The 14,263-nt window shown below is 60.1% G+C and carries 13 protein-coding genes; 3 read left to right on the plus strand and 10 right to left on the minus strand.

Annotated elements, in window-relative coordinates; all coding sequences use genetic code 11:
• Positions 1–2,510, minus strand: a 2,510-nt coding sequence (locus AC1DRJ_RS10215; RefSeq protein WP_477802031.1) for an efflux RND transporter permease subunit, incomplete at its 3' end; no start/stop codon positions are given.
• Positions 2,511–2,516: 6 nt separating this feature from the next.
• The gene (locus tag AC1DRJ_RS10220) at positions 2,517–3,617 is read right to left on the minus strand and encodes an efflux RND transporter periplasmic adaptor subunit (protein WP_477802032.1); all 1,101 of its coding nucleotides are present in this window, start codon (positions 3,615–3,617) and stop codon (positions 2,517–2,519) included.
• Positions 3,618–3,710: 93 nt separating this feature from the next.
• On the opposite strand from AC1DRJ_RS10220, the gene AC1DRJ_RS10225 reads away from it, so the two are divergent.
• Positions 3,711–4,355, plus strand: a complete 645-nt coding sequence (locus tag AC1DRJ_RS10225) for a TetR/AcrR family transcriptional regulator (RefSeq protein ID WP_477802033.1) — start codon at positions 3,711–3,713, stop codon at positions 4,353–4,355.
• Between the two features lie 124 nt (positions 4,356–4,479).
• Here AC1DRJ_RS10225 and AC1DRJ_RS10230 read toward each other — a convergent pair whose 3' ends face one another.
• On the minus strand, positions 4,480–5,262 hold the full coding sequence (locus AC1DRJ_RS10230; RefSeq protein WP_477802034.1) for a class I SAM-dependent methyltransferase: 783 nt from the start codon (positions 5,260–5,262) through the stop codon (positions 4,480–4,482).
• A gap of 93 nt (positions 5,263–5,355) precedes the next feature.
• On the opposite strand from AC1DRJ_RS10230, the gene AC1DRJ_RS10235 reads away from it, so the two are divergent.
• A complete protein-coding gene (locus AC1DRJ_RS10235; RefSeq protein WP_477802035.1) occupies positions 5,356–5,976 on the plus strand; it encodes an energy transducer TonB in 621 nt (206 codons plus the stop codon).
• Positions 5,977–5,993: 17 nt separating this feature from the next.
• On the opposite strand, the gene AC1DRJ_RS10240 is transcribed toward AC1DRJ_RS10235, so the two are convergent.
• The 7 genes from AC1DRJ_RS10240 to ppc form a co-directional block, all read right to left on the minus strand.
• Positions 5,994–6,689, minus strand: coding sequence for an extensin-like domain-containing protein (locus AC1DRJ_RS10240; protein ID WP_477802036.1), 696 nt, complete (start codon positions 6,687–6,689; stop codon positions 5,994–5,996).
• Positions 6,690–6,691: 2 nt separating this feature from the next.
• Positions 6,692–7,513 carry an isocitrate lyase/PEP mutase family protein gene (locus AC1DRJ_RS10245; protein WP_477802037.1) on the minus strand — a complete coding sequence of 274 codons (822 nt, stop codon included), beginning with the start codon at positions 7,511–7,513 and terminating at the stop codon, positions 6,692–6,694.
• A gap of 32 nt (positions 7,514–7,545) precedes the next feature.
• Complete coding sequence (locus AC1DRJ_RS10250) at positions 7,546–8,406, minus strand: DUF72 domain-containing protein (RefSeq protein WP_477802038.1); 861 nt, start codon at positions 8,404–8,406, stop codon at positions 7,546–7,548.
• On the minus strand, positions 8,406–8,711 hold the full coding sequence (locus tag AC1DRJ_RS10255) for a hypothetical protein (protein ID WP_477802039.1): 306 nt from the start codon (positions 8,709–8,711) through the stop codon (positions 8,406–8,408). The genes AC1DRJ_RS10250 and AC1DRJ_RS10255 overlap by 1 nt, the downstream gene beginning before the upstream one ends.
• A gap of 291 nt (positions 8,712–9,002) precedes the next feature.
• Positions 9,003–9,677 carry a tRNA (adenosine(37)-N6)-threonylcarbamoyltransferase complex dimerization subunit type 1 TsaB gene (gene tsaB / locus AC1DRJ_RS10260; RefSeq protein ID WP_477802040.1) on the minus strand — a complete coding sequence of 225 codons (675 nt, stop codon included), beginning with the start codon at positions 9,675–9,677 and terminating at the stop codon, positions 9,003–9,005.
• Positions 9,678–9,764: 87 nt separating this feature from the next.
• On the minus strand, positions 9,765–10,412 hold the full coding sequence (adk, locus tag AC1DRJ_RS10265; protein WP_477802041.1) for an adenylate kinase: 648 nt from the start codon (positions 10,410–10,412) through the stop codon (positions 9,765–9,767).
• Between the two features lie 287 nt (positions 10,413–10,699).
• The gene (ppc, locus tag AC1DRJ_RS10270; RefSeq protein ID WP_477802042.1) at positions 10,700–13,330 is read right to left on the minus strand and encodes a phosphoenolpyruvate carboxylase; all 2,631 of its coding nucleotides are present in this window, start codon (positions 13,328–13,330) and stop codon (positions 10,700–10,702) included.
• Positions 13,331–13,543: 213 nt separating this feature from the next.
• Between ppc and AC1DRJ_RS10275 the strand changes: the two genes are divergently transcribed.
• Positions 13,544–13,888, plus strand: coding sequence for a hypothetical protein (locus tag AC1DRJ_RS10275; RefSeq protein ID WP_007948314.1), 345 nt, complete (start codon positions 13,544–13,546; stop codon positions 13,886–13,888).
• Positions 13,889–14,263 lie beyond the last annotated feature (375 nt).

Raw genomic sequence — 14,263 nt, forward strand, 5'->3', positions numbered from 1 at the left:
ATCGGATCGAGCGTCGGCATGATCTGTTTCACCAGCGTTGCCGGTTGTTCCTTGCCATAGATGTCGGCGCGGATGGTTACGTTCGGCAAGCGATTACGGTGCCAGATGATGCCTTCCTCGAAGCCGTATTCCAGCGTCGCAATCTGCGACAACGCAACGCTGCGGCCGTTGTCGGTAGGCACGGCCAGGCTTGGCAGCAACGACAGTTCGGTGCGTTCATGCACGGTGCCGCGCAACAAAATTTCGATCAACTCGTTGTCTTCGCGGTACTGGCTGACGCTGGAACCGGTCAGCGAGCTTTGCAGGAACTTCGACAGGTTCGCCGTGCTCACGCCAAGCGCGCGGGCGCGGTCCTGATCGACGTTCAGATACACCACTTTGCTCGGCTCTTCCCAGTCCAGGTGCACATTGACTACATAGGGATTCTCGCGAACCTTGGCCGCCACTTTACGGGCCAGTGCACGAACTTCGTCGATGTGCTCACCGGTCACCCGGAACTGCACCGGATAACCCACCGGCGGCCCGTTTTCCAAACGCGTGACCCGCCCACGCAAGGTCGGGAATTGTTCGTTGAGGGTCTCGATCAGCCAGGTGCGCAGGGTTTCTCGATCTTCGATGCTCTTGGCCAGGACCACCACCTGCGCGAAGCTCGCGGCTGGCAGTTGCTGATCCAGCGGCAGGTAAAAGCGCGGTGAACCGGTGCCGACATAGGCCACGTAATTGTCAATACCGGCGCGATCCTTGAGCAAGCTTTCGAGGCGTTTGACTTCATCGGCGGTGTTGCTCAGGGATGCGCCTTCGGCCAGTTTCAAATCGGTCATCAGTTCCAGCCGGCCCGACGCAGGGAAGAATTGCTGCGGCACGAAGCGGAACATCGCCACCGAGGCAATAAACATCAGGATCGTCAGCACGATCACCGTTTTGCGTCGTCGCACACACCACTCCACCAGACGCCTGACACGTTGATAGAACGGTGTGCCGTAAGGGTCAGGCTGACCCGTGCCATGTTTGGCGGCATGAATCTTCGCCAGATCCGGCAGGAGTTTTTCCCCCAGATACGGCACAAAAACCACCGCCGCCACCCACGAGGCCAGCAACGCGATGGTCACCACCTGAAAGATCGAACGGGTGTATTCGCCGGTGCTCGATTGCGCGGTGGCAATCGGCAGGAACCCGGCGGCCGTGATCAGAGTACCGGTGAGCATCGGGAACGCCGTGCTGGTCCAGGCGTAACTCGCGGCCTTCACTCGGTCGAAACCCTGCTCCATTTTGATCGCCATCATTTCCACGGCGATGATCGCGTCGTCCACCAGCAAGCCCAGYGCCAGCACCAACGCACCGAGGGAAATCTTGTGTAGGCCGATCCCCAGGTAATACATGCTGGCAAAGGTCATTGCCAATACCAGCGGAATCGCCAGCGCCACCACCATGCCGGTGYGTACGCCGAGTGAGAAGAAGCTCACCAGCAACACAATCGCCAGGGCTTCTACGAGCACCTGTACGAATTCGCCGACCCCGGTTTTCACCGCAGCGGGCTGGTCCGATACCTTGCGCAATTGCATACCAGCCGGCAGGTTGTTCTGGATACGGTCGAACTCGATTTCCAGTGCCTTGCCCAAGACCAGAATGTCGCCACCGGCCTTCATCGCGACGGCCAGACCGATCGCGTTTTCAGCCATGAAGCGCATACGCGGTGCGGGAGGATCGTTGAAACCACGGCGAACATCAGCCACATCGGAAATGCGGAAGGTGCGATCACCGACGCGAATCGGAAAGTTCTCGATCTCATCGACGGTCTGAAAATTCCCCGAGACCCTTAGCTGCAATCGCTCGCTGGTGGTCTCGAAGAAACCAGCCGTCGACACCGCGTTCTGTTCTTCAAGCGCCTGCTGCACGGCGGCCAACGGCAAGCCAAGGGTGGCGAGCTTGACGTTGGACAGTTCGATCCAGATCTTCTCGTCCTGCAACCCGAGCAGGTCGACCTTGCCCACATCCTTGACCCGTTGCAGCTGGATCTGGATGCGGTCGGCGTAGTCTTTCAGTATCGCGTAATCAAAACCGTCGCCGGTCAGGGCGTAGATATTGCCGAATGTGGTGCCAAATTCATCGTTGAAAAACKGCCCCTGAATCCCTGGTGGCAAGGTGTGACGGATGTCGCTGACCTTCTTGCGGAGCTGATACCAGAGTTCGGGAATGCTCGCCGGGGGCATGGCTTCGCGCGCGATAAACGTCACTTGAGATTCACCCGGGCGCGAGAACGAGACAACGCGCTCGTACTCGCCGGTTTCCATCAGTTTCTTTTCGATGCGCTCGGTGACCTGCCGCGACACTTCCTGAGCCGTGGCCCCCGGCCAGTTGGTGCGAATCACCATCGCCCTGAAAGTAAACGGTGGATCTTCGCTTTGGCCGAGCTTGGTGTAGGAAAGTGCGCCGACTACAGACAGCAAGAGCATCAGGAACAGTACGATCTGGCGATTACGCAACGCCCATTCGGAAAGATTGAAACCCATCGGGAATTACTCCTTGTCCGCCAGTTTGACCACGCGGTTGGCGCGATCCACCGGACGCACTTGCTGCCCGTCATGCAGCACATGGACACCAGCGGCCACGACCCAGTCGCTGGCGTTCAGCCCTTCGAGCACCGGCACGGTTTTCTCGCCGAACGCGCCGATGCGGACCGGGGCTTTTTTCAGGGTGTTGTGGGCGCCGAGCACCCAAACGTAGGTCGCACCGTTTTCTGCCGTAACGGCCGATAAAGGCACCGACAGCGCGATGGTTTCTGCGGTCTGGATGAACACCCGGGCGCTTTGGCCGAGTTCCGCCGGGACTTTGCCGGCGGTGAACGCAATGCGAGCAGCGAAGGTGCGCGATTTCGGATCGGCGGCGGGCGACAGTTCGCGGATGCGTCCGGCAAAGCGCTGATCCGGTTGGGTCCAGAGTTCTACCGACACCGGCTGACCGATCTTGAAGCGGCCAAAGCTTTGTTCCGGCAGGCTGATCAACACTTCACGTTCACCATCGGTGGCGATGATGAACACGGTTTGCCCGGCTGCCACCACTTGCCCGACTTCCACGGCCCGCTTGGCCACCACGCCATCCTGAGGCGCGCGCAGCACCGCGTAGCTCGCCTGATTGGTCGAGACATTGAATTCGGCTTTGATTTGCTTGAGGCGTGCTTCACCGGAGCGATACAGGTTTTCGGTGTTGTCGTACTGCGAACGGCTGACCATCTGCCGGTCCATCAGGGTCTTGTAGCGATCCCGCTCGGCGCGTACCAGGCTCAGGTTGGCCTCAGCGGCAGCGACTTGGGCGCGGGTGGCTTCCAGTTGCAGGCGTACATCTTGGGGATCAAGTTCCGCCAGAGGCTGGTCAGCCTTGACTCGCTGCCCTTCGTCGACCAGTCGTCGGCTGACTTTGCCGCCAATGCGAAACGCCAGATCCGGCTCGTAACGCGCCCGCACTTCCCCCGGATAACTTTCCATCGCCTGCGCCGAAGGCTCTGGCTGCACTACCATGGCCGGGCGAATGGTGACTTGAGGCGCCTCTTCGTGACCACACGCAGTCAACAAAAACGCCAGGCTGACTGGCAACGCGAGGGACAAGACATAGCGGAACATGGTGAACGACCTTTCGCTAATGATGCTCGGAATAATTATACTGACCAGTATGGTATTAATAGCAAACTCACCAGTCCAGTATTAAAGCGAAATATGTCGAACAAACTTTCAGCACCCAGCGGTCCAGGCCGCCCCAAGGATCTGGCCAAGCGTCAGGCCATCCTCGATGCGGCGAAAATTCTGTTTGTGAGCAAGGGTTACGCGAACACCAGCATGGATGCCGTGGCGGCTGAGGCTGGCGTGTCCAAACTGACCGTCTACAGCCACTTCAACGACAAGGAGACGCTGTTTTCCGCCGCCGTGATGGCCAAGTGCGAAGAGCAACTGCCGCCGCTGTTTTTCGAGCTGGCGGACGGGGTGGCGGTAGAAACCGTGCTGCTGAACATCGCGCATGGCTTTCATCAGCTGATCAACAGCGACGAATCGGTGAACCTGCACCGCCTGATGATCACCCTCGGCAGCCAGGACCCGAAACTCTCGCTGATCTTCTTCGAGGCCGGGCCGCAACGCATGCTGGATGGCATGGAGCGGCTGCTGACTCAGGTTGATCAAAGCGGTGCGTTGAGCATTGATAAACCGCGTAATGCGGCTGAGCATTTCTTCTGCCTGCTCAAGGGTGGGGGCAATTTTCGATTGCTGTATGGCTGCGGTGGGCCGGTGGTCGGGGATGCTGCCGAGGAACATGTGCGGGAAGTGGTGACATTGTTTATGCGGGCTTATCGGCCACAGACAGCCTGATAGAAATGGGTTTACTGGTCTGGCCCCTTCGCGAGCAAGCCCGCTCCCACATTTGATCGAGTCCCCTCATGGGAATGCGGTTGAATGTGAGAGCGGGCTTGCTCGCGAAGCAGGCAACTCGGTCTTAAGGCTTCAGCGCTTTCTTGGGGTAAATGTCATACCGGCTGGATTTGCCATCCAGCGCATGACTCGGCTTGGGCCCGGCAATGCACGGTGCCTTGCGCGGCCGCTTCACTACAACTCGGTGACTGGCCAACGCCAATGCGGCTTCCAGCAATGCCGGCGCATCCGGGTCATCGCCCACCAATGGCCGGAACAGGCGCATTTCCTTCTTCACCAACGCGGTTTTCTCACGATGGGGAAACATCGGGTCGAGATAGATCACCTGCGGCGGCTCGCCTTCCCAATTACGCATCACCTCGATTGAGTTGCCCTTGAGTAATTTCATCCTCGCCACGATGGGTGCCACGTCGAAATCCTCCGCGCCGCGCGCCAGGCCATCCTCGAGCAAGGCACCGATCAGCGGCTGACGCTCGATCAGGCTCATCTCGCATCCCAGGCTCGCCAGCACGAACGCATCCTTGCCCAACCCCGCCGTGGCATCCAGAACACGCGGACGCACGCCCTGCGCGATGCCAACGGCCTTGGCGATCATCTGCCCCGTGCCGCCACCGAACAACCGGCGATGCGCCGCTCCGCCTTCGACGAAGTCCACCCGCACCGGCCCTGGCGCATCCGCCCCGAGCTGTTGCAACTGCAAACCCTGCTCGCCGACCTGCAAGGCAAACTCGCCGTCATCCACCTGCAGCGGCAAGCCCAGGCGCTCGGCCCATTGCTCGGCTTGTGGCTGAAAGGTCGTGGCCAGGGCCTCGACATGGATGCGGCAAACCGCCGGTTGATCAGTCATCGGAAAACACGCTCAAAAAATTAATGATCGGCAAAAACGGCCGATAACAAAACTAACGGGCATTTTGCCAGAGCTGAGCGTCGACCGAGAGAAATGTCAGACTTTCAACCCACAATCACAGGTTTTATCTCGCCCTACGGCGATTACAACCTGCGAAACACCCAGGCGCTGGGCGGTGTCAGTCACCTGTGGCAAGATTTTTTTGCCCGGGCACTGGCCGATCAGCCGGGTGATGGGGTACCGGAGTCGCTCAAGTTTCCGCCGGTCGATCTCGACAGCCCGGTCGAACCGATGGTTGGCAGCGAACTGCTGGCGCACATTGTCTCCCAGCGCGAATGCAACGTGACCGAAACCCTGGTTCGACCGCCCGAGCCGCTGTTTTTGCCGATTGCCGAGTTCGAAATGGACCTGGCCGATAAACCGGCCCCGCCGTTCCCGCCGGAAGAAATCGTCGCTCAGCAGAAACAACAGGACTTCGAAAGCGGCTGGGTCCGCCCGATCGTGCTCACTGCCGGTCAACTCGTGCCAGAAGCCGGCCCGGCACCGCAACCGCGGCCGTTGCACCTGCCGATCGCCGAATTCGAAATGGACCTGCTGGACAAACCCTTCCCGCCGTTCTCCGCCCGAGAGCTGGTGGAACAACAGAAACAATTCGACTTCGATAACGGCTGGGCGCGTCCGATCGTTCTGCAAAACCTGCGCATCGCCGCCTGACCTTCAATAACAGGCCATCAGCGACATACCCACCACGGCCCGACATCCACATGAAAATGATTGTGATGGGCGGCGTTGTAATCCGGGCTCAACACCACACTGAACATCTCGCACGCACCGTCGCGGACCTGGCGTAGAAACCGTGCGTCCTGATTGGTTTTGGGCCAATCCTTGAGCACGCTGACGGTTCGGCCGTCTGCCAGACGGAAACCGGCAATGTCCAGGGCATTAGCCGACGCATGCTGACTGAGTCTGCCGTTGTCGCGGTTGTAAACGTTACGACAGGCAAAGCTGCCGAGATGATCGACCCGCGTTATCGCCTGCCCATAGACCGACTGCGCCGTGGGTTGCAGGACATGTCGATCAAACAACGCGAACGACACCGCGAGGCGGCAGCTGGCGAGGAAGGTACTGCTCAGCGCTATCTCACCACCCTGCACACGCAAGGCGTTGATCAGCGGGCACGTGGCGTCGAGGCTGTCGGCCTGGCGGGTTACGCGCAATCCGGAACTGCTCAAGGCCTGATCACACAACAGCGGGTCATCGCGCAAACGCATCAACTTGTAGCGAGTCAGCAAGTTCGGTTCTGCTTTCACGTCGAGTGGCGCCCATGGGTTCCACTGCGGTGGCAGGGAGATCCAGCCACGCCAGACACTCATGCCCGACGCGCCGATGATCAACAGCATCAGCAATAGCCACCACCGAAACCGCATTTTCAGCCTTTGAACAGTTGATTGGCTTTCGCGTACGGCATGGATCGCGAGGTAAACCCGAAGGTGCCCGAGGTTTTGATTTCTTCGGCCGCGCGGTAAAACTCGCCATACGCTGCCAGGGCCAGAGCCGAACCGACGCTGACGCGTTTGACGCCCATTTCGCTCAACTGCTCGACCGTGAGCTTGAGCCCGCCGGACATCAACACATTGACCGGTTTGGGCGCCACGGCACGGACCACCGCCAACACTTCTTCAGCACTGCGCAGCCCCGGCGCATAAAGCACGTCGGCCCCCGCCTCGGCGAACGCCTGCAAGCGGCGAATGGTGTCGGCGAGATCGGGATTGCCGTGTAGAAAATTCTCGGCACGCGCTGTCAGCATGAAAGGGAATGGCAAACTGCGCGCCGCCGCCACCGCGGCTTCAACGCGCGCCACGGCATGTTCGAAGCAGTAGATCGGCGCCGCTTCACGGCCCGTGGCATCTTCGATAGAGCCGCCGACAGCACCGGCCTCGGCTGCGCGCAAAATGCTTTGGGCGCACTCGGCAGGATCGTCGGCAAAACCGTTTTCCAGATCCACCGCTACTGGCAGATCCGTCGCAGCGACAATCGCACGAACATTCGCCAGCGTATCGTCCAGGGTCATCGCGCCGTCGGGGCGCGCATTGGAAAAGGCGTAACCGGCGCTGGTGGTCGCCAGCGCCTCGAAACCCAGGCTGGCGAGCATCTTCGCCGAGCCGGCATCCCACGGATTTGGAATGACAAAAGCGCCGGCGCGTTCGTGCAGAGCTTTGAACGCTTGGGCTCGAAGGGTTTGCGCATCCATTGGCAGGCTCCTGTAAAGGGGACGAATCCGTCTTAGAGCAGGCCAAGTTGCTCCGCTGCGGGCTTTCTGTATAGCTCAGGCAGCGGCGGCAGGCCAGGCAAACGCAGCATCAGTTGTGCGTGAAAACGTTGCGCCAGTTTGGCGGCCAGCAGGTTGTCGGCGGTGTGCAGGAAGATGTAGGGCGTGCGGCCCTCTTCGATCCATGCGGCGATTTTCTCGACCCACGGCAGCAAAAACGAATCGTTGGCTTCCAAGTGGGGATGGCCGATGAAACGCACTTGCGGGCACTGGGTGAACGCGGCCGGGCGCGGTGGCACTTTGGGCTTTTTCGATTGAGCGTGAAGCACTGACGGATCAGTAGACGTGCAACTGAACAGCGCACGCGGATCGAGGCAAATGCGCTCGACGCCGCGATCCAGCAGCAGACGATTGAGCATTCGCTCGGCATCGCCCTTGGCAAAAAACGCATCGTGGCGCACCTCGACGGCCAACGGCTGCTCCAGCAAATCGATGAAAGCGGCCAGTTCGGGCAAACGTTGCGGCGTGAAGCTTTTCGACAATTGCAGCCACAACGGCGAAACCCGCTCGCCCAAGGGGCTGAGCAATTGCACGAAGGTTTCGGCGGCAGTCAGTTGCTCGCGCAGGTCACCGCCATGGCTGATGTCACCGGGGAATTTGGCGGTGAAACGAAAGTGCTCGGGCATGGCTTCGGCCCAACGCTGCACCGTCGCAGCAGCCGGGCTCGCGTAGAAGGTCGTATTGCCTTCTACGGCGTTGAATATTTGGGTATAGAAATTTAGAAATTCGGAGGGTTTCGCGTCTGGCGGATAAAGGTAATCGCGCCAGGCGTTTTCACTCCAGGATGGGCAGCCGAGGTAGTAAGGCAGCCGCATCAGATGTACAAGTCGAGGCCCAGCACATCCGTATCCCAATCGACAAAACCCGCCGTGCTCAGGTAGCTGGCGAGTGCCGTGGCGACGCTTTTGCTCATGGCGCGCTGGTAGATCATGTCTTGTTGGCGTGCGGGGAGATTGCTCAGGCGCTGCGCAGAGGCTTTGGCAGCACGGGCGGCCATTTGCTCTTCGGAAGGGGTTTCCAGCTCACCGTCGATATCGACGTAGTCGTCTTCCGCCACAGGGCCTTTGCGAGGATTGCGCTTGATGGGATATGAGTGAGAGGAAACGCCGTCTATACGCATGAGTACATGTCCGGTATCAGTGATGGCAGTCTAGTGGCGCATTACCCACTTCGCAAACCGCTCGGTGATAACTAGAACACAGAATCTGGAAAAGGTTTAAAAGCCGGGGTTATAAATTGACGATTGGCTGGTTTGGAATACTTTGTGGTGAGGGGGCCTGTCGGAACGCCGCACCGCCCCGTTGGGTTGCGAAGCGACCCCAAGATTTCATCAGTCACACCGAGTCGGCAGGTTTGCGACTGCTACGCAGCCGAACGGGGGCAAGCCCCCTCGCCACAAAAGCTCTGTGGATTAACGCGCTTTCGGCGTCGCCACTTTATCGCGCAGATAAACCGGCTGCGCCTCATCCGCGACAATCGCCTCACCGCGCTCCCAGGCAAAACGCGCCAGTGTCAGAAGGTCTTCGGCATGCGGCAACATGCCCGCGTCGTGCCCGGTCAGGTTCACGGCAATGCGCTCGGCATAGCCCCAACCCGTGCCCGCGCCAAACCACTCGCCACTGGCATCCGCCGGCAACGCCGCCACTTCCGGAGGCAACACGGCTTCCTTGCCCGCCAGGCGCATCTCACCTGCTGTCTCGCGGTAGCAGCCCCAATACACTTCATCCATCCGTGCATCGATAGCGGCCGCTACTTGGCTCACGCCGTGTTCGCGATACGCCCGTTGCGCCAGCACCGCAAGGTTCGACACCGGCAATACCGGACGATCCAGGGCAAACGCCAAGCCTTGCACCACACCGATGGCGATCCGCACACCGGTAAATGCGCCCGGCCCACGCCCGAAGGCAATAGCATCGACCGCTTGGAGGGTGGTCCCGGCATCGGCGAGCAATTGCTGAATCATCGGCAACAACTTCTGTGCATGCAGGCGCGGGATCACCTCGTAATGGCTCGTGACTTTGCCGTCATGCAGCAAGGCAACGGAGCAAGCTTCAGTCGCGGTGTCCAGGGCCAGCAAGGTGCTCATCGATGTTTCCGTAAGAGAGGTCAGAAAAAGTGCGCCAGTATAAACAACTACGGCCCGCAAGCGGGCCGTAGAAGATGAAGCGTTTGATTAGCTCAGTGCTTCAAGCACTTTGCCGGTGATCGCTTCAACCGAGCCAACACCTTCGACGTGGCTGTACTTCGGTTTGCCTTGAGCGGCTGACAGCTCCTGGTAAAACTTCACCAGAGGCTCGGTCTGGGCGTGGTAGACCGACAGGCGATGACGCACGGTTTCTTCGGTGTCGTCTTTGCGCTGTACCAGATCATCACCGGTGATGTCGTCTTTACCGGCAGTTTTCGGCGGGTTGTAGACGATGTGGTACACGCGACCGCTGGCCTCGTGAACACGACGACCGGCGATACGCTGGACGATGTCTTCGTCTTTAACGTCGATTTCCAACACGTGGTCCAGCTCGACGCCGGCCTTCACCAGGGCTTCAGCCTGAGGAATGGTGCGCGGGAAACCGTCGAACAGGAAACCGTTCGCGCAATCGGCCTGGCTGATGCGTTCCTTGACCAGGTTGATGATCAGGTCATCGGATACCAGGCCACCGCTGTCCATGACGCTCTTGGCGATCAGGCCCAGCTCGGTGCCGGCCTTGACGGCTGCACGCAACATGTCGCCGGTGGAGATTTGCGGAATGCCGAATTTCTCGGTGATGAACTGTGCCTGAGTACCTTTACCGGCCCCGGGAGCTCCCAGCAGAATGACGCGCATCGATGTGCTCCTCAATTTTTATATGGATAACGTCAGATTCGCCTCGTGGGGCCAATCTCAAAATAGGGTCGTGGCCGCCCAAACGGCCAAAGGCTGATCAAGATACACAGCAGCTCCTGCCCACACAAGCCGCCGAAAGTCGGAGAAACCACCACCTTATGTGGCGTTTCGGTGCAGTGCACCAAGTCGCAACCCCATCATTAACTGTCGCCTGATCGACCTTTTCAGGCACTTGCCCATAGGCACCCGACACCTGCGCCAAGTGCCTCGCTCCACGGCAAAAAACCTTAGCCGGTATTGCGCAAACCGGCGGCAATCCCCGCCACAGACACCAGCAACGCCTGTTCTACCGGGCTGCCTTGGGCCATGTCCTGTTGTCGAGAACGGGCCAGCAACTCCGCCTGCAATAGATGAAGCGGGTCGAGGTAGGTGTTGCGCAAGCGGATGAATTCGAGGGTGTCTGGGCTATGTGCCAGTAGCTGCGACTGACCAGTCAACCCCAGGACCACGGCGCACGCCTGCGACAATAGGTCGCGTAAATGCACACCTAAAGGAAGCAAATCCGGCTCGACCAAGCGCTCATCGTAGGATCGGGCGATATCCGCGTCAGCTTTGGCCAAGACCATTTCCAGCATGTCGATGCGGGTGCGGAAGAACGGCCATTGCTCGCGCATCTGCCCCAACAACTCGCCTTCACCACGTTCCAGCGCCTTGCTCAACGCGGCTTCCCAGCCCAACCAGGCCGGCAACATCAGGCGTGTCTGGGTCCAGCCGAAGATCCACGGAATGGCGCGCAGGCTTTCTATCCCGCCGGCGCGGCGCTTGGCCGGACGACTGCCCAGCGGCAAGCGCCCCAGTTCCTGTTCCGGCGTGGACTGGCGGAAATACTCGACAAATTGCGGGTTCTCACGCACCACGGCGCGGTACGCCTTGACGCCATCGGCGGCCAATTCGTCCATCAAATGACGCCAGGCAGGCTCCGGTGGCGGCGGAGGCAGCAAGGTCGCTTCCAACACCGCGGCCAGGTACAGATTGAGGTTTTGCTCCGCGATGTCCGGTAGGCCGAATTTGAAACGAATCATTTCCCCTTGCTCGGTCGTGCGGAATCGCCCAGCGACCGAACCTGGCGGCTGCGACAGAATCGCCGCGTGCGCCGGACCGCCGCCACGCCCCACGGTGCCACCGCGACCATGGAACAACAGCAGCTCCACTTGCTGCTCGCGGCAGATGTCGACCAAGCGTTCCTGCGCCCGATACTGCGCCCAGGCCGCCGCCGTCGTGCCTGCGTCCTTGGCCGAGTCGGAGTAGCCGATCATCACTTCTTGGGGGCCTTGCAAGCGCGAACGATAGCCCGGCAGCAGCAACAGCTTTTCGATCACCGGGCCGGCGTTATCGAGGTCTGCAAGAGTTTCGAACAGCGGCACCACACGCATCGGCCGCAGCACGCCAGCCTCTTTGAGCAGCAGTTGCACGGCGAGCACGTCGGAGGCGGCACCGGCCATGGAGATCACATACGAACCGAGCGATGCTCCGGGCGCGGCGGCGATTTCCCGACAGGTTGCGAGCACTTCGGCGGTGTCGGCCGAGGGCTTGAAATACGTCGGCAGCAAGGGCCGACGGCTGTTCAGCTCGCGCATCAGGAAGGCGATGCGCTCGTCCTCGCTCCAGTCTTCGTAGCGACCGAGACCCAGGTAATCGGTGATTTCGGTCATGGCCGCGGTATGCCGCGATGAATCCTGACGCACATCGAGGCGCACCAGGAACAGGCCGAAGGTCACCGCACGACGCAGGCAATCGAGCAACGGGCCGTCGGCGATCACGCCCATGCCGCACTCATGCAACGAGTGGTAGCACAGCTCCAGCGGATCCAGCAGGTCGCGGTTGTTTTGCAGCACATCGGCCGGTGCCGGGGTAGTTTTGGTCAAGGATGCATGCGCCCAGTTACGCGTCGCGCGCAGGCGTTCGCGCAGCTGTTTAAGTACGGCGCGATACGGTTCAGCACTGTCCCCGGCCTTGGCTATTAATGCCTCGCTGGCTTGTTGCATCGACAATTCGGCCGCCAGTTGATCGACATCGCGCACGTACAAATCGGCGGCCATCCAGCGCGCCAGCAGCAACACTTCACGGGTGACGCTAGCGGTCACGTTGGGGTTGCCGTCGCGGTCGCCGCCCATCCACGAGGCGAAACGAATCGGTGCGGCCTGCAGTGGCAAGCGCAGGCCAGTGGCGTCATGCAGGGCTTTATCGGCCTTGCGCAGGTAATTGGGGATGGCCTGCCACAGCGAATGTTCGATCACCGCGAAGCCCCACTTGGCTTCGTCCACCGGCGTCGGGCGGGTGCGGCGGATTTCTTCGGTGTGCCAGGCTTCGGCGATCAGGCGCTGCAATTTCGCCTGGATCTGCTCGCGTTCGGCCGGGGTCAGGTCGCGATGGTCTTGCGCAGCCAGTTGCGCGGCAATCGCGTCGTACTTCTGGATCAGCGTGCGGCGCGCGACTTCGGTCGGGTGCGCGGTCAGCACCAGCTCGATCTCCAACCGCCCCAATTGCCGGGCCAGGGCGTCGGCGCTGTGGCCTTCTGCGCGCAAGCGAGCAAGCAGTTCCGGCAACACGCGCGCCTCGAACGGTGCAGGCTGCGAGGCTTCGCGGCGGTGAATCAGCTGATATTGCTCGGCGATGTTGGCCAGGTTGAGAAACTGGTTGAACGCCCGCGCCACCGGCAGCAACTCGTCTTCGCTCAATTGATTGAGGCTGGCGCTCAGTTCCGCGTCCATCGAACCACGGCGGTCGGCCTTGGCGCCCTTGCGGATCTGCTCGATCTTGTCGAGAAAACCGTCCCCGTACTGGTCACGAATGGTGTTGCCCAGCAGCTCACCCAGCAGGTGAACGTCTTCGCGCAAGCGTGCATCAATATCGGTCATCAGCAGTTCTCCAGCAAAAATCCGGGCGGCCATGAACATCATGCTTTGGCCCCAAGAGTGCCGCCGTAAAGCCGTTCTTACAAGCAAACGACGAATCGACTTTAAACTCCGTGCGCAGAAGCTAGTCTGAAGAGAGAGCTACACAAAGGCTTTCGCCGGCCACTGCCGGTCACTGACACGGCCTGCCACGAGCAGGAACGCATTGAGGTCACTATGAAAATTCGCGAGCTTGCCCAGCATTGGGAAGAAAATGCCAAGGGTCGTCTGACCGAGACGGGCTACACGATTCATCTGGACGTGGAAGCCGCCGCACGGCTGGCGGCCATTACTGACATGTATCCCAAACGCCAACCCGAAGAGCTTTTGGGTGAACTGATCGGCGCCGCCCTGGAAGAGCTCGAGAAAAGCTTTCCCTACGTGAAAGGCTCGACCGTTGTGGCCACAGACGAAGAAGGTGATCCGCTGTACGAAGACGTCGGTCCTACACCGCGTTTTCTCGCTTTGTCCCGGCGTCATTTGCACGATTTATCGGCCGGTAGCGACAAGCAAAAACACTGATCAAGCCGATATAAAACTGTGGGAGCCCTGTGGCGAGGGGCTCGCCCCCGTTTGAGTGCGTAGCACTCACAAGATCTTTGGCACATAGAGATTTTGGGGCCGCTTCGCAGCCCGACGGGGGCAAGCCCCCTCGCCACAGGTCGCCCCCAAAGGAGTTGTGATCCCCTTCAAAAATGGCGTGTTTCCCAGCATAAAAAAGCTTGGTAATACCGCCTCGCACCGCCAAAGTTCCCGATTTAGAGCCTTGTGTTCTTTTCCCTATGCGGGGTGAATTTCTCTGAACTTTTAAAAAATGCCACCGGTCGTACCCAGTAACCACGCCTGGTACGGACGTTTCATTTCGCGCATCAAGTATGTCGGCTACGGCTCCAGACC

It is taken from the genome of Pseudomonas sp. P5_B2 (genome assembly GCF_056400445.1).